This is a genomic window from Dermacoccus sp. SAI-028 (genome assembly GCF_004346775.1).
Taxonomy (GTDB): domain Bacteria; phylum Actinomycetota; class Actinomycetes; order Actinomycetales; family Dermatophilaceae; genus Dermacoccus; species Dermacoccus nishinomiyaensis.
Genome location: NZ_SMFS01000001.1, coordinates 617022 through 636696, shown reverse-complemented (window position 1 = coordinate 636696; position 19675 = coordinate 617022). Strand labels below are relative to the sequence as shown.

General features: G+C 69.0%; 14 protein-coding genes and 1 pseudogene. 9 read left to right on the top strand and 6 right to left on the bottom strand.

Going from position 1 to position 19675, the window contains the following annotated elements; translation table 11 throughout:
• Window positions 1-17 precede the first annotated feature (17 nt).
• On the bottom strand, window positions 18-194 hold the full coding sequence (locus EDC82_RS15225; protein WP_200829272.1) for a GNAT family N-acetyltransferase: 177 nt from the start codon (window positions 192-194) through the stop codon (window positions 18-20).
• A gap of 554 nt (window positions 195-748) precedes the next feature.
• On the opposite strand from EDC82_RS15225, the pseudogene EDC82_RS02925 reads away from it, so the two are divergent.
• From EDC82_RS02925 to EDC82_RS02905, 5 genes and pseudogenes are all read left to right on the top strand, one after another.
• Window positions 749-2327, top strand: a pseudogene (locus EDC82_RS02925) (carboxyl transferase domain-containing protein).
• 5 nt (window positions 2328-2332) lie between these two features.
• Complete coding sequence (locus EDC82_RS02920) at window positions 2333-4462, top strand: biotin carboxylase N-terminal domain-containing protein (RefSeq protein ID WP_074041059.1); 2130 nt, start codon at window positions 2333-2335, stop codon at window positions 4460-4462.
• Window positions 4463-4617: 155 nt separating this feature from the next.
• Window positions 4618-5793, top strand: coding sequence for an acyl-CoA dehydrogenase family protein (locus EDC82_RS02915; protein ID WP_131940580.1), 1176 nt, complete (start codon window positions 4618-4620; stop codon window positions 5791-5793).
• 74 nt (window positions 5794-5867) lie between these two features.
• Complete coding sequence (locus EDC82_RS02910; protein WP_231729366.1) at window positions 5868-6413, top strand: MaoC family dehydratase; 546 nt, start codon at window positions 5868-5870, stop codon at window positions 6411-6413.
• Window positions 6414-6501: 88 nt separating this feature from the next.
• On the top strand, window positions 6502-7335 hold the full coding sequence (locus tag EDC82_RS02905) for a CoA ester lyase (RefSeq protein ID WP_062256177.1): 834 nt from the start codon (window positions 6502-6504) through the stop codon (window positions 7333-7335).
• Window positions 7336-7553: 218 nt separating this feature from the next.
• On the opposite strand, the gene EDC82_RS02900 is transcribed toward EDC82_RS02905, so the two are convergent.
• Window positions 7554-9368 (bottom strand): MFS transporter, encoded by a 1815-nt coding sequence (locus EDC82_RS02900; RefSeq protein ID WP_062256175.1) that lies wholly within the window; start codon window positions 9366-9368, stop codon window positions 7554-7556.
• 81 nt (window positions 9369-9449) lie between these two features.
• On the bottom strand, window positions 9450-10163 hold the full coding sequence (locus EDC82_RS02895) for an LppX_LprAFG lipoprotein (RefSeq protein ID WP_006946146.1): 714 nt from the start codon (window positions 10161-10163) through the stop codon (window positions 9450-9452).
• Between the two features lie 121 nt (window positions 10164-10284).
• Between EDC82_RS02895 and EDC82_RS02890 the strand changes: the two genes are divergently transcribed.
• Entirely contained in the window at window positions 10285-11193 is a 909-nt protein-coding gene (locus EDC82_RS02890; protein ID WP_006946120.1) for an alpha/beta fold hydrolase, read from the top strand.
• Between the two features lie 114 nt (window positions 11194-11307).
• Here EDC82_RS02890 and EDC82_RS02885 read toward each other — a convergent pair whose 3' ends face one another.
• Complete coding sequence (locus tag EDC82_RS02885; RefSeq protein ID WP_082740471.1) at window positions 11308-12189, bottom strand: universal stress protein; 882 nt, start codon at window positions 12187-12189, stop codon at window positions 11308-11310.
• A 194-nt stretch (window positions 12190-12383) separates the two neighbouring features.
• Window positions 12384-15044, bottom strand: coding sequence for an ATP-dependent chaperone ClpB (clpB, locus tag EDC82_RS02880; RefSeq protein WP_040014867.1), 2661 nt, complete (start codon window positions 15042-15044; stop codon window positions 12384-12386).
• 272 nt (window positions 15045-15316) lie between these two features.
• Between clpB and EDC82_RS02875 the strand changes: the two genes are divergently transcribed.
• The 3 genes from EDC82_RS02875 (at window position 15317) to EDC82_RS02865 (ending at window position 18020) form a co-directional block, all read left to right on the top strand.
• Window positions 15317-15562 (top strand): hypothetical protein, encoded by a 246-nt coding sequence (locus EDC82_RS02875; RefSeq protein WP_006946249.1) that lies wholly within the window; start codon window positions 15317-15319, stop codon window positions 15560-15562.
• Entirely contained in the window at window positions 15559-16029 is a 471-nt protein-coding gene (locus tag EDC82_RS02870) for a hypothetical protein (protein ID WP_074041106.1), read from the top strand. The genes EDC82_RS02875 and EDC82_RS02870 overlap by 4 nt, the downstream gene beginning before the upstream one ends.
• Window positions 16030-16181: 152 nt before the next feature.
• Window positions 16182-18020, top strand: a complete 1839-nt coding sequence (locus EDC82_RS02865; RefSeq protein WP_131940578.1) for an ABC transporter ATP-binding protein — start codon at window positions 16182-16184, stop codon at window positions 18018-18020.
• Window positions 18021-18029: 9 nt separating this feature from the next.
• Here EDC82_RS02865 and EDC82_RS02860 read toward each other — a convergent pair whose 3' ends face one another.
• The gene (locus EDC82_RS02860; RefSeq protein WP_131940576.1) at window positions 18030-19529 is read right to left on the bottom strand and encodes a neutral zinc metallopeptidase; all 1500 of its coding nucleotides are present in this window, start codon (window positions 19527-19529) and stop codon (window positions 18030-18032) included.
• Between the last annotated feature and the right edge of the window lie 146 nt (window positions 19530-19675).

The following is a 19675-nucleotide window of genomic DNA, read 5'->3' as shown; positions in this document are numbered from 1 at the left end:
AGGGTCGCCTCCATCAACTATGACCCGATGCCCTGCCCCTGCCTCGACGGCTCGACCGACAACGGCCCCAGCCCGAGCGTCGGCGCCCCGTCGAGGTCACCCCCGGTCGCCACGTGCCCGACGATTCTGTCCCCATCGAGTGCGACGAACGCGAACCTCGGGTCGTACGAAGCCGATTCGCGAAGCCAGCCCACGAGCGTCGCCTCACCGGGAGCCCGACGCACCCGGCAACGACATCGACGCCGACGCCAGACTCGACGCCGACGCCAGACTCGACGCCGGCGCCGCGCCCTCGTCGGACGACCCGCAGGCCGCACCCCCGAGCGTCACGACGCGCGCCGCTCCCGCTCCCGCAGCCGCCCGTCGCCGCGGCCGAACATAGTTCGTGAATTCATCCCTGCGTGTCATCAGATCTTCCCCTGGTCCCCGCGGCCGTCGAAGCCTCGACGGCCGTCGCCATCCGGCCGCGCACATGCGCACCTCACTCACCATGACGCTCGCCTCGCCGACTCGTAAAGCCCTTGGCACGAATGCGACACGGACGGTTGACGACGCCGGCCGCCACAAGCGGCCCACCGCCCACCGCTCACTGCGACGACTCCCGCCACGTGCTCGGGCGAGGACACCGGGCAGACCTCCCCGCTCACCACACTTGAGTTAATTGTGATTAACTGAATGCGCGAGTGACGCAGGTCACGTGATCGCTCGCACCGACCCGTCCCACCGACGTCACGGGGTGAGCGAACGCATGGCCTTCGACCAAGCCGCCAACCGAGCCGAGCATCTGCGCCTGCTCGACGATCTGAACGACAAGCTGGCCCGCGCTGCGAAGGGTGGCAGCGACAAGTCGCGCGAGCGCCACGTCGCCCGCGGCAAGCTGTTGCCGCGCGACCGCGTCGAGACGCTGCTCGATCCGGGCAGCCCGTTCATCGAGCTCGCGCCCCTCGCCGCCGACGGCATGTACGACGACGAGTGCCCCGGCGCCGGCGTCATCGGCGGTATCGGCCGCGTCGAGGGTCGCGAGTGCGTCATCGTCGCGAACGACGCGACCGTCAAGGGCGGCACGTACTACCCGATGACGGTGAAGAAGCACCTGCGCGCGCAGGAGATCGCGCGCGAGAACAACCTGCCGTGCATCTACCTCGTCGACTCCGGCGGAGCGTTCCTGCCCAAGCAGGACGACGTGTTCCCCGACCGCGACCACTTCGGCCGCATCTTCTACAACCAGGCGACGCTGTCGGCGAAGGGCATTCCACAGATCGCCGCCGTCATGGGTTCGTGCACCGCCGGCGGCGCCTACGTGCCCGCGATGAGCGACGAGACCGTCATCGTGCGCGAGCAGGGCACGATCTTCCTTGGCGGCCCGCCGCTGGTGAAGGCTGCGACGGGCGAGGTCGTCACGGCCGAGGATCTCGGTGGCGGCGACCTGCACTCGAAGGTCTCAGGCGTCACCGACCACCTCGCCGATGACGACCACGACGCGCTCATGACGGTGCGCAGCATCGTCAGCACGCTCGGGCCGAAGCCCGAAACCCCTTGGCGCACCGTGGAACCGCGCGACGCCGTGCATGATCAGGAACGCCTCTACGACGTCGTCCCCGTCGACCTGCGCACACCGTACGACGTGCACGACGTCATCGAGACGATCGTCGACGCCGGCGAGTTCCACGAGTTCAAGGCCGAGTACGGCAAGACGCTCGTCACCGGGTTCGCGCACATCCACGGCCACCCCGTCGCGATCATCGCGAACAACGGCGTGCTGTTCGGCGAATCCGCGCAGAAGGGCGCGCACTTCATCGAGCTTGCCGACAAGCGCAAGACGCCGCTGCTGTTCCTGCAGAACATCACCGGTTTCATGGTGGGCCGCGAGTACGAGGCCGGGGGCATCGCCAAGCACGGCGCGAAGATGGTGACGGCCGTCGCCTGCGCGCGCGTACCGAAGTTCACCGTCGTCATCGGCGGGCAGCTACGGTGCCGGCAACTACTCGATGTGCGGGCGCGCTTACTCGCCGCGATTCCTGTGGATGTGGCCCAACGCGCGCATCAGCGTCATGGGCGGTGAACAGGCCGCGAGCGTGCTCGCGACGGTGCGCGGCGACCAGCTCGAAGCCGCCGGCACCCCGTGGAGCGACGACGACGCCGAGACGTTCAAGGCCCCGATCCGCGAGCAGTACGAGACGCAGGGCAACCCCTACTACTCGACCGCCCGCCTCTGGGACGACGGCGTCATCGACCCCGCCTCCACCCGCGACCTCGTCGGACTCGCCCTCGAGGCCTGCTCCGGCACCGACCTGCCCGACGTCAGCTACGGCGTCTTCCGGATGTGAGTGAGATGACCTCGAACACGACCTCCGCCCCCGACACGAACGTCGAGAAGCGCGACATCGCAACGGTTCTCATCGCCAACCGCGGCGAGATCGCCGTCCGCGTCATGCGCACGCTGCGCCGCATGGGCATCCGCAGCGTCGCCGTCTACACCGACGCCGACGCGAGCGCGCTGCACGTGCGCGAAGCCGACGTCGCCATCAACCTGGACCGTCTCGACGTTGCGCGCGGTGACGCCAGCGCCCCGGTTCGCACGAACTACCTCAGCATCCCCGCCGTCATCGAGGCGTGCCGCATCAGTGGCGCCGACGGCGTGCACCCGGGCTACGGGTTCCTGTCGGAGAACACCGCGTTCGCGGCTGCGTGCGAGGAGGTGGGCATCGCCTTCCTCGGCCCCGGCAGCCGCGCCATCGAGACGATGGGCGACAAGATCACGGCGAAGACAGCCGTCAGCGCGTTCGACGTGCCCGTCGTGCCCGGCCTCGCCCGACCCGGTCTGAGTGACGACGAGCTCGTCGCGGCCGCGAGCGAGGTCGGTTTCCCCGTCCTCATCAAGCCGAGCGCCGGCGGCGGCGGCAAGGGCATGCACGTCGTCGAGCGTGCCGAGGACATGGCCGACGCCGTCGCGCGCGCCCGTCGGGAGGCCGCCTCGAGCTTCGGCGACGACACGCTGTTCCTCGAACGGTTCGTGCTGCGCCCGCGGCACATCGAGGTGCAGGTCATCGCGGACAAGCACGGCAACGTCGTGCATCTCGGCGAGCGCGAGTGCTCGCTGCAGCGCCGTCACCAGAAGGTCATCGAAGAGGCACCGTCACCGCTGCTCGACGACGCCACGCGTGCACGAATCGGCGAAGCGGCCTGCAACACAGCACGATCCGTCGACTACGTCGGTGCGGGGACGGTCGAGTTCATCGTCAGCGCCGACGCGCCCGACGAGTTCTTCTTCATGGAGATGAACACGCGCCTACAGGTCGAGCACCCCGTCACCGAACTCGTCACCGGCCTCGACCTCGTCGAGTGGCAGGTGCGCGTGGCCGCCGGTGAGCCGCTCGGGTTCACGCAGGACGACGTGACGCTGACGGGCCACGCCATCGAGGCGCGCGTGTACGCCGAGGACCCGGCGCGCGGCTTCCTACCCACCGGCGGCGAGGTCATCTCGCTGTCCGAGCCGACGGGCGCCGGGGTGCGCGTCGACTCGGGGTTGCGCGTTGGCACGATCGTCGGCAGCAACTTCGACCCGATGCTGAGCAAGGTCATCGCTTACGGCCCCGACCGCGCGTCCGCCCTGCGAGGCCTCGACGCGGCCTTGGCGAAGACGCACATCGGCGGCGTCGTGACCAACATCGATTTTTGCCGCTTCCTGCTCGCCGACCCCGACGTCATCGCCGGGCGCCTCGACACCGGCCTGCTCGACGCGCGCGTCGCCGACTACGTCGCCACCCCCGCGCCCGACGGCGTGCTCGTCGCCGCAGCGTCGGCCTCGTTGGGGCTCGTCGGCGGCGGCGACCTGTGGGCCGGGCGAGACGGATGGCGCACCGGCCACAACAGCCCTCGGCGCGCCCGCTTCGCCGTCACCGACCCGAGTGAGGATGCCAGCGGCATCGTCGAGGTCGCCCTCACCCACCACCGCGACGGCGAGGACGTCACGATCAGCCGCGACGTGCCCGCCTCCGTGACGGCGGCCCGCGGCGACGGGGAGACAACGCGGCTCGCCGTCGTCATCGAAGGCGAGGAGACCGACGGCACAACGCGATTCGTCATCGACGCCGATGGCGAACGCCGCACGTACCGAACGGCGATCTCGAGCGACAAGAGCGGCACCCGCACGGTGTGGGTCGACTCACCAGACGGGACGTTCACGCTCAAGGAAGCACCACACGTCAGCCTGCGCGCGTCGGCTGCGGCCAGCGCCGGTGGTGACATCACGAGCCCGATGCCGGGCGCCGTCATCGCCGTGCAGGTCGCCGATGGTGCCGAGGTCGCGGCGGGTGACGTCGTCGTCATCGTCGAGGCGATGAAGATGGAGCACTCCCTCACCGCACCGATCGACGGCACCGTCGAAGTTCTCGCCCCCGCAGGCACTCAGGTGGCCGTCGACGAGGTGCTTGCTCGCATCACACCGCCCGACGCCTCCTGACCCCCTCCCTCTTCATCCCACCCCACTCTTTCCGCCTCTTCAGCCCCCCGCCGAGCCCTGACCCCCCGCCGAGCCTTGACCCTCTGCGTGCAAGTGCACCCGGGTTCACTTGCACGCAGAGGGGGTAGACGCCCACGCACCCGTAGGAGACCGCCATGACCGACTTCATCGCGCAGGGCAATCTGCCCGACGAGTACGCCGACCTCGCGAAGGGCGTGCGTGATTTCGCGCAGCGTGTCGTCGCGCCTGTGTCGGCCCAGCACGACAAGGACCACACGTTCCCCTACGAGGTCGTCTCCGGCATGGCCGAGATGGGCCTGTTCGGCATCCCGTTTCCCGAGGAGTTCGGTGGCGTGGGCGGCGACTACTTCGCCCTGTGCCTCGCGCTCGAAGAACTCGCGAAGGTCGACCAGAGCGTCGCCATCACCCTCGAGGCGGGCGTCGGGCTCGGCGCGATGCCTATCTACCGCTTCGGTTCGCAGGAGCAGAAGGAGCAGTGGCTACCGATGCTCGCGTCCGGTGAGGAGCTCGGCGGCTTCGGTCTGACGGAGGCCGGCGCCGGTTCTGACGCGTCCGGCACGCGCACGACGGCCAAGGAAGACGGCGACGCGTGGGTCATCAACGGCTCGAAGCAGTTCATCACCAACTCGGGCACCGACATCACGAAGCTCGTGACGGTGACGGCGGTGACGGGCGAGTCGCAGACGGCTGATGGGCGCGCCAAGAAGGAGATCTCGACAATCATCGTGCCGGCGAACACGCCGGGTTTCACGGCTGAGCCCGCCTACGACAAGGTCGGTTGGAATGCCTCCGACACGCATCCGCTGTCGTTCTCGGACGTGCGCGTGCCGAAGGCGAACCTGCTCGGCGAACGCGGCCGCGGGTACGCGAACTTCCTGCGCATCCTCGACGAGGGCCGCATCGCCATCGCGGCCCTGGCGGTCGGCGCGGCGCAGGGATGCGTCGACGAATCGGTGAAGTACGCAAAGGAACGTCAGGCGTTCGGCCACGCGATCGGCGAGTACCAGGCCATTCAGTTCAAGATCGCCCGCATGGAGGCGCGGGCTCACACGGCGCGTTCGGCGTACTACAACGCCGCGGCACTCATGCTCGCCGGCAAGCCGTTCAAGAAGGCCGCGTCGATCGCGAAGATGGTCGCGTCGGAGGCCGCGATGGACAACGCCCGCGACGCCACGCAGATCCACGGCGGCTACGGCTTCATGAACGAGTACGTCGTCTCGCGTCACTACCGCGACTCGAAGATCCTCGAGATCGGCGAGGGCACAACCGAGGTGCAGCTCATGCTCATCGCCCGCGAACTGTCCTTGTGACCCACGATGTTGCCCGGGTTTCGGGGCGCAGGCGCCCCGAAACCCGGGCAACATCGACTCGACGAAAGGCCGTCATGCCCCTTCCTGAAACACCCCAAGATGCCTCGAGCGACGACGCCGCTACCGGCCCCGACTCGGGCGAGCGACAGCCCAAGCGCATCACGCAGCGGGGACTGTGGTTCGAGGAGTTCGAGGTCGGCGCGATCTACGAGCACCGCCCCGGACGCACCGTCACCGAGGCCGACAACGTGCTGTTCACGACGTTGACGATGAACACGCAGGCCCTGCACCTCGACGCCGAGTACGGAGCGGGGACGGAGTTCGGCGAGCGCCTCGTCAACTCGATGTTCACGCTGTCGACGCTCGTCGGGCTGTCGGTCGCCCAGCTGACGATGGGAACGATCGTCGCGAACCTCGGGTTCAGCGAGATCAGCTTTCCCAAGCCGATGCGCCACGGTGACACGATGTACGCCGAGACGCTGATCGAGGACAAGCGCGAATCGAAGTCGCGCCCCGGCCAGGGCATCGTCACGCTGCGGCACGTCGCGAAGAACCAGCACGGTGACGTCGTCGCCGTCGCCGTCCGCCAGACGCTCGTGAAGTGCGCGCCGTCGGCCTGATGCACACCTGGTGACGGTTGGGGTGGATGGGGACGTTCGGACGTCACCATCCACCCCAACCGTCACCGTCTACCGACCGGAGGAACTCATGGACACAAGCACCTCGTGGACGATGCCGGGGCCGGGCTGGCTCTTCTGCCCGGCGGACCGCCCGGAGCGCTACGCGAAGGCCGCTGCGGCGGCGGACGTCGTCATCCTCGATCTGGAGGACGCCGTGAACCCGGCGGACAAGCCCGCGGCACGTCAGGCCCTCATCGACGCATTCAATTGTGACGGCGCACCGGACGTCGAGACGCTCGTCGTGCGCGTCAACGCCGCGACGACGGACGAGTTCGCCGCCGACCTCGTCTGCCTGGAGCAGCTACCCGTCCGTCGCGTCATGCTCGCCAAGACCGAGACGCGCGCCGACGTCGACGCCCTGCCAGACCACGACGTCATCGCCCTCATCGAATCTCCTCTGGGTGCCGTCAACGCCGCCGAGATCGCTGCCGCCCCGAACGTCGCCGGGTTCATGTGGGGCTCCGAGGACCTGACGGCGGGCCTCGGTGGGCGCCGCAGTCGCCTGGCCGACGGGAGTTACCACCCGATCGTTCAGCAGGTGCGCGGCAACGTCCTGCTGGCCGCGAAGGCGCACGGCTGCTTCGCACTCGACTCCGTGTTCATGGACATCGGCAACCTCCTCGCCCTGCGCGCCGAGGCCGATGACGCCGTCGCCATCGGTTTCGACGCGAAGGTCGCCATTCACCCCAAGCAGGTCGCCACGATCCGCGACGCCTACGCCCCGACCGATGAGCAGATCGACTGGGCCACGCGCCTCATGGACGCGGCGAAGCACGAACGCGGCGTGTTCACGTTCGAGGGACAGATGGTAGACGGGCCGGTGTTCAAGCAGGCCGAGCAGATCCTGCGGCGCGCGAACTGACGCAACGCGGCCGGTGGGGCAATGACGGGGGCTGCTCCAAGCTGGCGCTGCGGCGGCGTCCCGGGCCCGCTCATCCCGCATCGCGGCCACGTCCGGCCCTCGACGGCGAGGTCCCGGCAGGCCCTTGATGGCGGGCCGGGCATGCAGGCCGCCGAGGTCAACGTCGACGCCCAGCGGTAGAGGCCACCGTCATCGGCCCCTGTCGGCGCCGCGGCCGTTCAGCTCTCGACGCGGCGTGAACCGATGACCCGGCGCCCCAGGAAGAAGAACGCCAGCACCGCCGCGACGAGCACCGCGACGCCTGCGCCGACGAACACGGTGTGCACCTGCACGACGCCCGCGTCACGCACGGTCTGCTCGCTCGTATGAGCGGCCTTCTGCATCTCGACGCTGAACTGGTGCAGGCCGATCGCCGTCAGCAGCGCGAGGCCGACGACCATGCCCATCATGCGGCCGACGACGACGAGTGCCGACGTCACGCCGTGCGCGTCGTCGGGCGAGTCGGCGAGCGCCGCGTCGTTGACGGGCGCGATGGCGAGGCCGATGCCGAGGCCCGCGACGGCGAGCACGAGCGTCGAGATGACGACGCCGCCGAGCGTGTCGCGCCCCCACGTACTCATCGCGAGGATCGCGGCCCCGGCCATGATGAGACCGGGAGCGGCGACGAGGGCCGGCCCCACGCGGCGCAGCAGGAACCCGCCGAGGAACGCCCCGATGGGCACGGCGACGAGAAAGCGCAGCAGGACGAACGCGGCCGCCGTCTGCGAGTCCGTCAGCGTCAGTCGCGCGAGGACCGGGATCTCGACGACGATCGCGACGAGCGCCGTGCCGACGAGGAACGACACCAGTAGCGCGACGGGCACCCGACCCGCCAGGACGCCGCGTTCGATGAGTGGTCGCCGCGCCGTGCGATGACGGATGCCGTACCCGACGAGCAGCACCGCCGCCACCGGCAGCAGCACGTATCCGGCGGGGCTGAGCACCTCCTTCGAGGTGTCGGCCGCGGCGAACGCCCACACGATGCAGGCGAGCGCGCCCGTCAGCAGCACGGCGCCGGGCAGGTCGACGGCGCGTAGCCGCGGCCACCAGATCCGTGCGGTCAGCGCGATGCCCAGCACGAGGACGCCGAGGCCACGCAATGCAATGGGGGTCGCCATGCGCGAGGTGTAGCCGTCGTACGGGACGAACGGCAGGCCGTAGTCGACGTCGGAGGTCAGCCGCTCCGGCGCCCACAGCGCGAGCAGGACGATGAGGGTTCCGACGAGCAACGCCAGCCACCCCAACCATCCGACGATGCGGGCCACGCGCCCGGGGCCTGACGACGCAGCAGCGACGCGGTGCGCGCCGTCGCCAGCCGCGGATGTCGACGCGCCGCGCCCGCCCACAGGCTCAACGCCGCCGCCCACGTCCGGCACCTGCGTGCTCGTCCGTCGCCCCAACACACCGATCATGACGGCGAGGACGACGGCCGCTGCAGCGTTGACCCAGAAGATCGCGCGCCACGACCACACGGCGAGGATCGCGGCGCCGAGCAGTGGGCCGAGCACCGACCCCACTTCCTGCACCGCCGACACCATCCCGAGCGCCGTGCCCCGTCGCCCGCGCGGCAGCAGATCTGCGACAAGGGCCAGCGTCGCGGGCACGAGCCCGCCACCACCGATGCCCTGGATGACGCGCCCGCCGACGATGACGGGCAGGTCGACGGCGAGCGCCGTGACGACGCTGCCGAGGCCGAACAGCACGAGGCACCACAGCAACACGCGTTGGCGCGAGACGAGGTCGGACAGCCGTCCGATGAGCGGCAGCACGGCGATGTAACCGAGCAGGAAGCCCGACACGATCGGCGTCGCCCGTTGCAGTTCGTCGAGGCCGAGGCCGACGCCCGCCATCATGTCCTGCAGCGCGAGGACGACGACGTACGTGTCGGCCGCCGTCAGCAGCACGGCGAGTGCCGCCGTCGCGAGCAGCGCCTTCGAACGGGTGGCGATCGCCGGAACGTCGGCGTCGGGCGCGGTGGCAGCGGTGAGCGTCATGGGTCGTCGAGGTCTCTCGCGTCGGGGGTCAGTCGGCGGCCGGGTGCGTCACGAGCAGGGGTGAATCACCGGCAGGCACGGTCACGGCTGCTTGATCTCGACCTTCTGGTCGTACTTGGAGATGTCGATCGTGTACGTCGCGTCGGCCGAGTCGAAGAACGGGCCCGTGATGATCATGGTGCGCACCTCGTCGGAGTCCGTGAGGCCGACCTCGACGGTGTAGTCGCCGCGCGTCTTGCCGAAACCCATCGCCTTCGCGGCGCTCGGGCCGTCGAGCGTGCCCTTGTACGTCGTCACCTTCTCGCCGCCGACGAGCTTCTCGCCCGAACGCTTCATGTCCTTGCTCATGAGCGGCATCGCCGGGATGCCACTCGTCGCGTTGAAAAGCGACGTCGGGGACGGCACACCGAGCGACTTGAGGTTCACCGTCAGGTACTTGGGCGAGAAGCTCGGCTTCACCCAGTTCTTGTCGCCGATGCTGATGATGCCGGCCTTGATCTCGTTGCCCTGCGTGCTCGCCGTCACGTCACCCTTGAACGCGGCGGGCGAGTTGACGACGTCGCCCTCCCCCGCCTTGAGCGCCGGTTCGTCCTTCGGCGCGGCCGAGCACGTCACCTTCGTGTGGTACCCGGACGTCTTGCCGATCTTGTCCTGCGCGGCCTTGAGACGCTTCGTCACGTCCTCGCCGCTGGAGGCGTTCGAATCGGACTTCTTCGCCGACGAGCACGCCGTCAGGGCGACGCTCGCGAGCGCTGCCGTCATGACGCTGCGGCGCGTGGGCATGTGGGAGGTCATGAGCTCACCTGTCCGTCGGGGGTCGTGAGCGGATGCTCACCTGTCGTTGTGACGCAGCCTATGCAATGCAGGTTCCGAAACGGGGCGGTTCACCGTCTCCGGGTGTGTTTGAGTGGGTCGCGTGAACCACGAATTCGCCCGCACCACCGTCACCGCCGCCGACGGCGCGCGCCTCGCCGTCTTCACCGCCGAGCCGGCCGATCTGGCGCCCGACGCGCCGACCGTCGTCATGTCCCACGGCTGGACACTGAGCCACCGCTCGTGGGAACCCGTTGCGCAGCGTCTGCTCGATCGCGGCGGCGTGCGAGTCGTGCTGTGGGATCAGCGCGGGCACGGCGACTCGACGTTCGCCGGTGGCCGCATGCGCCCCGGCGACGAGACCGTGCGCGCGCTCGGCGAGGACCTCGCGAGCGTCGTCGCCGAGACGGCACCGGAGGGATCACCGGTCATCGTCGCGGGTCACTCGATGGGCGGGATGACGGTGATGGCGTTCGCCGGGCTGCACCCGGGGCTCCTGGGTGAGAAGGTCATCGGCGCGGTGCTCGTCTCGACGTCGTCAGGGCAGTTGCGCGGCTTCACCGTCCCCGGCGAGAAGTGGATCGTCAAGGCGCTCAAGCACGTTCCGCTCCGCCCGGGCCGTCTCGTCACCCTCGCCTCACAGCGCCGCGGCGGCTTCGGCATCGACCCGCGCGACGAAGACGTCCGGGCCGCGCGCGACCAGATCGCCGCCACGCGCATCTCGACGAGCGGCGCGTTCTACACCGCGCTCATGGCGCACGACGAACTCGCCGCGCTGGCCGCGCTGAGCAAGGTGCCCGTGCGCATCCTCGTCGGCTCGCGTGATCTGCTGACGCCGAAGCGCCACTCCATCGCTCTCGCCGAGGCCATGCCCGACGCTCACCTCGACATCGTGGACGGCCGGGGCCACATGCTGACGTACGAGGAGCCCGACCTCGTCACCGACGCCATCGGCGACGTCATCACGCAGGCCGGCGCGAACGATCAGGGCTCTGCCGTCACGTCCGCGTGACGCCGGGGCCATCGTGCGCCTGCCGCGGCCACGTCGGCGTCCCGCTCAGGACGCCTGAGCGCGGCGCCCCCGCGAAGGGGACGCCGCGCTCAGTCATGTGCGCGAGGTGGCGGCTCAAGCGTCGCGTCGCGGGACGACGATCATCGGCACGGGCAGCGACGAGAGCATGCGCGTCGCAGCGGAGCCGAGGAAGGTGCGTCGGTTCTGCGCGAGCCGGGACGAGCCGACGCACAGCGCCGTGCGCTCGTCCCAGTCGATCTTCTTGACGGCCTGCTTGAGCGAGCGGCCCTGACCGACGACGGTCGTGACCTCCGCGCGGTCACCGACGCGCTTGGCTGCGTCGGCGAGCACGCGCTCGGCCTCATCGAAGCCGTCGACGTGGAACTGCTTGTCCTGCTTGAGCGAGACGAGCGAGATGAGCTGCAGCGGCAGGCCGACGCGCTTGATCGCGTCTGCGGCCTCGATGGCGACCTGGTGCGCGCCGGGGCGCGGGCCGATGGCGGCGGACAGCGACGAGAGCGAGTCGAACTTCACCTTGCGGTAGTTGCGCGGCGCCATGGCGATCGGGACGGGGCTCGAGTGCAGCAGGCCGCCGACGATGGCGTTCGTCGCGACGGGCTGACCCGCGCCCGAACCGGCACCGATGACGATGGCCTGCGAGCCAAGCTGCTCGGCTGCGGCGAGGATGCCCTGCGTGATCGACTCGCCGTAGACGACGTGCGTCTCGACCTCGACGCCCTCGCCCACCGACTTCGCGGCCGTCTTCAGCCAGCCGGCCGCCTCGCGTCCGACCTCCTGCTCGAAGGTGCGGTCGCCCGCGGTGACGGTGAAACCGTTCGTCTGCTGGAAGACGACGTACACGATGTCGAGCTTCGCCTCGAAGGTGCGCGCGAGCACGGCGCCGAGCTTGAGGGCGTCCTCCGAACGCTTGTCCCCACCCCAGGCCACGAGGTAGCGCGTGCCAGGAGTCGTCACTGCAGGTGTGTTCTCTGTCATACGTCAAATCTACCTGCCCCGATGCCGTGCCATCAGCGCCGCGATACGAATGTGACCGAAACTCGCAAGGGTGGACGAAAATCGCAGAAGGGGACGGGAACCGCAGAGGGGACGCGCGAAACGGGCCGGACACCGTGATCGGTGTCCGGCCCGTTTCAGTGTGCGGTTCACTGCTCAGGCAGCTGTCGCGACGATCAGCTCTCGACGCCCGCGTCGGGCTCGACCCTCTCCGACACGATGCGCAGACCCGTCACCGGAGGCTCGACGCCCTCCGGTGCCGTGACGCCATCCGGCAGCTTCAGCGCCGCGCCACGTTCGACGTCAATCGTCACCTTCTCGCCGTCGAGCACCTCGCCGGCGAGGAGTGCACGAGCCAGACGGTCGCCGATCTCCTTCTGCACGAGGCGACGCAGCGGGCGCGCACCGTACGCCGGGTCGTACCCCGTCTCGGCGAGCCACTCGCGCGCGGCCGGCGTCACCTCGAGGGTGATGCGGCGATCGGCGAGCCGCTTGCTCAGCGACGCGACCTGCAGCTCGACGATGTGCGACAGCTCGTCCCGCGTCAGCGGGTCGAAGATGACGATCTCGTCGAGACGGTTGAGGAACTCGGGCTTGAACTGCGCGCGCACCGCACCCATGACAGCGCCATGCTTGGCCTCCGGCGCCATCGTCGGGTCGACGAGGAACTGGCTGCCCAGGTTCGACGTCATGACGAGGATGACGTTGCGGAAGTCGACCGTGCGGCCCTGCCCGTCCGTCAGGCGCCCGTCGTCGAGCACCTGCAGGAGGATGTCGAACGTCTCCGGGTGCGCCTTCTCGACCTCGTCGAGCAGCACGACCGAGTACGGGCGACGGCGCACAGCCTCGGTCAGCTGACCGCCCTCTTCGTACCCGACGTAGCCGGGAGGCGAACCGATGAGGCGCGCGACGGCGTGACGCTCGGAGTACTCCGACATGTCGATGCGCACCATGGCGCGCTCGTCGTCGAAGAGGAAGTCGGCGAGCGACTTCGCGAGCTCCGTCTTGCCCACACCCGTCGGGCCGAGGAACAGGAACGAACCGGTCGGACGATCGGGGTCGGCGATGCCGGAGCGCGAACGGCGCACGGCGTCACTGACAGCCTCGACCGCGGCCTTCTGACCGATGAGGCGCTCGCCGAGGAAGTCCTCCATGCGCAGCAGCTTCTCGGTCTCGCCCTCGAGCAGACGCCCGGCGGGGATGCCGGTCCAGCTGGCGATGACCTCGGCGATGTCGTCGGCGGTCACCTCGTCGGAGACCATCGGCGCCTCGCCGCCGGCCTTCGAGGACGTCGCCTCGGCTGCCTGCGCCTCGTCGAGCTGCTTCTCAAGAGCCGGGATGTCGCCGTAGAGCAACTTCGAGGCGTTGCCGTAGTCACCTTCGCGCTGCAGCTTCTCAGCCTGCGTGCGCAGGTCGTCGATCTGGGCCTTGAGATCACCGACCTTGTTGAGGCTGGCCTTCTCGGCCTCCCAACGCGCCGTCAGCGCGGCGAGCTGTTCCTCGGTGTCGGCGCGGTCGGCCCGCAGCTTCGCGAGTCGGTCGCGCGAGGCCGGGTCGGTCTCGCTCTCGAGGTGCAGTTCTTCCATGTTCATGCGGTCGACGCTGCGGCGTAGCTGGTCGATCTCGACGGGGCTCGAGTCGATCTCCATGCGCAGACGCGACGCGGCCTCGTCGATGAGGTCGATCGCCTTGTCGGGCAGCTGTCGGCTCGTGATGTAGCGGTCGCTCAACGTCGCAGCGGCGACGAGCGCCTGGTCGGCGATGGCGACCTTGTGGTGCGCCTCGTAGCGCTCCTTCAGGCCGCGCAGGATCGCGATCGTGTCCTCGACGCTCGGCTCACCGACGAACACCTGCTGGAAACGACGCTCCAGCGCCGGGTCCTTCTCGATGTTCTCGCGGTACTCGTCGAGCGTCGTCGCACCGACGAGACGCAGCTCGCCGCGCGCGAGCATCGGCTTGAGCATGTTGCCGGCGTCCATCGACGAGTCGCCGCCGGCACCCGCGCCGACGACGGTGTGGATCTCGTCGATGAACGTGACGATCTCGCCGTCGGAGTTCTTGATCTCCTCGAGGACGGCCTTGAGGCGCTCCTCGAACTCGCCGCGGTACTTCGCACCGGCGACCATCGCGCCGAGGTCGAGGGAGATGAGGCGCTTGTCGCGCAGGCTCTCCGGCACGTCCCCGGCGACGATGCGCTGCGCGAGACCCTCGACGACGGCCGTCTTGCCGACGCCGGGCTCACCGATGAGGACGGGGTTGTTCTTCGTGCGGCGGCTCAGCACCTGCACGACGCGACGGATCTCGCTGTCGCGGCCGATGACGGGGTCGAGCTTGCCCTCACGGGCGAGGGCCGTCAGGTCGGTGCCGAACTTCTCGAGCGCCTCGAACGTGCCCTCGGGCTCGGCGGAGGTGACCTTGCGGCCACCGCGCGTCGCGGGGATCGCCTGTTCGATCGCCTCCGCGTTCAGCGTGGAGAACTTGCCCGTGCGAGCGAGCGCGAGCAGCAGGTGGTCGGTCGAGGTGAACGCATCCCCCATGGCGCTCATGTCGCTGCGCGCCTTCTCGAGCACGTTGAGCAGCTCACGGCTCATGCCGGGCTGGCCCACGCTTGCACCCGAGCTGCTCGGGAACGTGCGCAGGTCGGCCTCGGCCTGCGCGATGACTGCCTGCGGAGTGGTGCCCGTCGCCTCGAGCAGCGGGCCGGTGGTCGTGTCGGTCTGTTCCGCGAGCGCCTTGAGGAGGTGCGCGGGCTCGATCGAGGGGTTGCCGGCCGACTGCGCGGCCGTCACGGCGGCGGAGAGGGCCTCCTGCGCCTTCGTTGTCAGTTGAATATCCACTGCTGACTCCTTGTCGTTGAACGTCTTCTTGCTGCAATGCACGACGTTCGCTGACGGGCCCGGTGGCTCGACAGCGACCTCACCTTCAGTATGGCTGGTCGCGCATCTTCCTGTCAGGTACAACCGCAACAAAGTTGCGCGTATTCCACTCAACTCACGGGTACACACGAAGCTCATGAGTGTGTCCACACGGACGGCCCTCGTTTGATGACGGCGACCTCGAATGCACAACTGAGTGTGCTCAAAAAACGTTTCATCGCCTGGGGATCCACATGACCACACCCATCTCACGCCGTTCCGTCGCCCGCGGGGCCGCCGGGAGCATCCCCGCCGTCACCGTTGCGGGCGCTGCCCCCGTGATGGCGGCATCCACCTGTGGCGCCCCCACACCTCGTGTCAGCGGCGGCGTCATCTACGACTGGGGTGATGTCAGCGCACCGACGGCGAATCAATCGCTCAACGTCGGCGCCCCGACATGCGTCGACAACCTGCCCGCCGGCGTGACCGTTGCCAGGTGACCTACGACTACTGGCTCGGGCTGCGCAACGGCCAGACATCTTCCGGCCCTGGCATCTTCTGGGTCGGTGACACCACCTCCAACCGCCGGAGTTCCTGTGGCTCGTCCACCTGTTCCAACATGACCTACTCCTACGGCAGCGCGGGGTGGCAGCCGGTGACCAGCACCTCACGAAGCACGATCATCGCCCACCTCAATGGCACCCTCGCGAGCTGGAATCTTCACGTCGAGTGGCGCGCAGGAAGCGGGGCAGGCTCGTACAGCCTTGTCACGGGTACGACGTGCCGCAACTTCACCACCGGCCCTTCGGGTCGCTTCATCACGAACTACTCGAACGCCGTCGCCCCGCTCGGGTGCGGTGTGGCGCAGGGCGGACTCAGCTACGTACAGGACGTCACGGTCACGCTGCCCGACGGCACGACGCTGCCGTGCCAGGTCAAGTCGCTCGACGCATCGAACACGTGTTGACGACACCGCTGCGACGCCGAACGCACCGGCCGCTCCGACACCGCGGGCTGCACCTTCTTTCTCCGGGGCAGCCCGCGTCGTCGTGTCGGCCACCGGACACCGCTTTGCCGCGAGATTTCGGGGTTGTCGGCGCCGGGTGGCACGCTTCATCCGTGCGAAGCATCGGCAAGATCCTGTCCTCCACCCGCGCTCTGTGGTCGTCGTATCTCGCGATCGTCGTCAGCTCGGTCCTCATCACGGCGACGTCGCTCGTCATGCCGTTCATCATCTCGGGTGCGACGGACGAGGTGGTCTCCGTCGTCAAGACGGGCGCGAACCCGTCGGGGCACGTCGCGACCATCATGTGGTTCGCGGTGGCCCTGCTCGTGGCCGACCTCGCGAACACGGCGATCAGCAACATCGGCGGGTACATCGGCGACGTGACGGCGGTGCGGCTGCGACGCATCCTGTCGACGCGCTACTTCGAGAAGCTGCTGACGCTGCCGCAGAGCTACTTCGACCGTGAGCTGACGGGCAGGATCATCAACCGCCTCTCGCGGAACATCTCGGAGACGACACAGTTCCTCAACTCGTTCGCGAACAACTTCCTGCCGATGCTGCTGACGACGTTCGCGGTGCTCGTCATCTCCGCCATCTACTCGTGGCCGCTCGCGCTGCTGCTGCTCATCGTCTTCCCCGTCTTCATGTACCTGACGACGCTGACGAGCAAGAAGTGGCAGGTGCTCGAGGGCGAGAAGAACAGCCAATTCGACATCGCCGGCGGACGTTTTGCCGAGGTCGTCGGGCAGATCCGCGTCGTCAAGAGCTTCGGTCAGGAGCGCCGCGAGCTCACGTCGTTCGACGAGCGGTACGCGAGCACCGTCGCGACGACGCGCGAGCAGTCGCGCTACTGGCACCTCATGGATGGCGCGCGACGCGGCGCCCTCAACGTCATCTTCTTCGGCGTCTACTCGATCATCTTCGTGCAGACCGTCGAGGGGCACTTCTCCATCGGTGACATGGTGCTGCTCATCCAACTCGTCAACATGGCGCGTCAGCCCGTCATGATGATGAGCTACCTCATTGACTCGGGCCAGCGGGCCGTCGCCGGCAGCCGCGACTACTTCCGCGTCCTCGAAGAACGACCAGAGCGGGAGGGCCTCGACCTGCTCGGCGACGCCGACACCGCGCCGGGTGCGACGATCGACGCCGCGCGGGCGCGCGCCGCCGCATGCACCGGGTCCGTCATCGAGTTCGATCACGCCTCGTTCGGCTACGACGCCGACCGGGACGTGCTGAAGGACATCACGCTGGCCGTCGAACGGGGTGAACATGTCGCGTTTGTCGGCGAGTCCGGCGGCGGCAAGACGACGCTCATCAGCCTCCTGCTCGGGCTGTACACGGTGCATGACGGGCACCTGCGCGTCTTCGGCCGTGACACCGCCGAGACGCCGCTCGACGAGCTGCGCAGCGACTTCGGCGTCGTGTTCCAGGACGCGTCGCTGTTCAGCGGCACGATTCGCGAGAACATCGCCTACGGCCACCCCGAGGCCACCGACGAGGAGATCCGGGCCGCGGCCGAACGCGCCAACGCCGACGTGTTCATCCGCCAGTTCCCCGACGGCTACGACACGACGATCGGCGAACGCGGCCTCAAGCTGTCCGGCGGCCAGAAGCAGCGCATCGCCGTGGCGCGGGCGATGCTCAAGGACGCGCCGATCCTCATCCTCGACGAGGCGACGAGCGCGCTCGACACCAAGTCGGAGCGGCTCGTGCAGGCCGGCCTCGACGAGCTCATGGAGGGCCGCACGTCCCTCATCATCGCCCACCGCCTGTCGACGATCAGCGCCGTCGACCGCATCGTCACCCTGCGCGACGGACGCATCGACGAGGTCGGCCCGCCCGCTGAGCTCGCCACCTCCGGCGGCATCTACGCCGAGTTGCTCGCCCTGCAGGCGTCGGGGTCGAAGCGCGACAAGAAGCGCCTCAAGGCCTACGACATCGCCGGGTGAGCACCGCCGTCATGACACCTTGGCGCCGGCGCAGCCCTTCGGCCCGTCGAGCGCACCCTTGCGGTAGGCGCGGATGAGGTCGAAACCGTCGGAGCCACCGACCATGAGCAGTGCCTGGATGGCTTCGTCGAGGTCACCGGGCGACATCGTGAACGAGCTGGTCTGCGGACGGTTGTGCAGGATGACGTCGGCGGAGTAGGCACCCGCGTAGCAGACGCCGCGATCGGCGGCGTCGTCGCCGAGCGGCTTGCCCGAGCGGCTCAGGGCCGCCTTGCCGTACTGCGCGGCCAGGAGCACGATTGGGCCGAAGTCGCCTGTCTCCCGGTAGATCTCACGCGTGACGTCGTCGTTCCACCCGATCGAGTCGTCGCTCGGGCAGTAGTACGCGACGGCGCCCGTCACCGTCTCGTCGCCGCACGTGGCCGGCTTCCTCGTCGCGAACGGCGTCAGCTTGCCCATCGGCTTCCACTGCTGACCATTCGTCACCTGGGGGTAGGTGTGCTCCCAGTAGTCGTCGAGGTCGTAGGCGCCGCTCTGCATCGCCGACTCGTACGGCAGGTTCCCGCCACTCGCAGCGTCCGTGTAGCTCGTGAACGGCAGCTCGGTGACGACGGGCTCCTCGCTCGTGTACGCCTTGCACGCCTTCAGGCCGTCGTCGTAGCCCGTCTGGAAGGAGTTGACGCGGTCGAAGCCGTTGCCGTGCGCCTGTTCGGAGCGCGGGTCCTCACCCACCGGGTCCTTCACCGCGAGGATCGCGGCGGCGGCCTGCGTCGGCGTCTCCGACGAGGCGGCGACGACCTTGTCGTCGATCGCGTGATGGAGCCAGGCGCCGGCGAAGCAGTCGGCCTGCAGCTCCTGCACGACGGGTTTGCCGCGGTAGCCGAAACGGTGCTGCACCGCGTGCCCGAACTCGTGCGCCATGATGACCTGCGGCGAGATGTCGCCGTAGGCGCTGCGCATGTCGGTGAGCAGGCCCGTCGAATCCCAGGCGATCGCCCCGTCCTCGTAGCAGTAGTAGGCATTTCCGGTGACGTCACCGCAGACCGACGGTGAACGGCGTCCCGCCTTGGTGTCGACGGAGTAGTAGGCCTTGATGGGTGTGAACGCCGAGCCGTAGACCGCTGGCAGCTGCCGACCCCAGTAGCGTTCGAGGTCCGCGACGGCGGCCGTCGCGAGCTTCGCGGCGTCGCTGCGCCGGTCGCCTCGCACGACGACCTTCGACACATCGATGGGCTGGCTCGAGGTGGACGTCTGCGATCCGGGGGTGCTCGCGGACGGTGACGCCGCGGCGCCGGTGTGTCCCGAGGTGGTGGCCGAGGCGGGCGCCGAGGTGGGCGCCGAGGAGCCACCGGTCGTGGCGCTCGTGCACCCCGTCACGGCAAGCGCGGCCGCGACGGTGACGACCGTGCCCCGCATGATGCGGCCGCGCGCGGCTGCGCTTCGCGGTGACGCCGCGTCGGCGCCCGGCAGATCGGCGCGTTTGGTCGCGCGTCGTGATGTCATCCCCATGGAGCCACCCTCCTGTGTCCGGCGCGCCTCTCGCGCGCGTCGGCAGCCACCCGATGGCCGGCCGGTGCGTCGAGGGTAGCGCGGGGCGGAGAGCCTCCGCGACAGGATCGGGTGCGCGTGTGGAGGGTGCTCACCAAAGCCGCCTG

Bases quoted from the DNA above. Each gene is read 5' to 3' on its own strand.
- EDC82_RS02860 (WP_131940576.1), bottom strand. From the start codon at position 19,529: ATGGGGATGACATCACGACGCGCGACCAAACGCGCCGATCTGCCGGGC.
- EDC82_RS02900 (WP_062256175.1), bottom strand. From the start codon at position 9,368: ATGACGCTCACCGCTGCCACCGCGCCCGACGCCGACGTTCCGGCGATC.
- EDC82_RS02910 (WP_231729366.1), top strand. From the start codon at position 5,868: ATGCCCCTTCCTGAAACACCCCAAGATGCCTCGAGCGACGACGCCGCT.
- EDC82_RS02920 (WP_074041059.1), top strand. From the start codon at position 2,333: ATGACCTCGAACACGACCTCCGCCCCCGACACGAACGTCGAGAAGCGC.
- EDC82_RS02905 (WP_062256177.1), top strand. From the start codon at position 6,502: ATGGACACAAGCACCTCGTGGACGATGCCGGGGCCGGGCTGGCTCTTC.
- EDC82_RS02885 (WP_082740471.1), bottom strand. From the start codon at position 12,189: ATGACAGAGAACACACCTGCAGTGACGACTCCTGGCACGCGCTACCTC.
- EDC82_RS02915 (WP_131940580.1), top strand. From the start codon at position 4,618: ATGACCGACTTCATCGCGCAGGGCAATCTGCCCGACGAGTACGCCGAC.
- EDC82_RS02895 (WP_006946146.1), bottom strand. From the start codon at position 10,163: ATGACCTCCCACATGCCCACGCGCCGCAGCGTCATGACGGCAGCGCTC.
- EDC82_RS02875 (WP_006946249.1), top strand. From the start codon at position 15,317: ATGACCACACCCATCTCACGCCGTTCCGTCGCCCGCGGGGCCGCCGGG.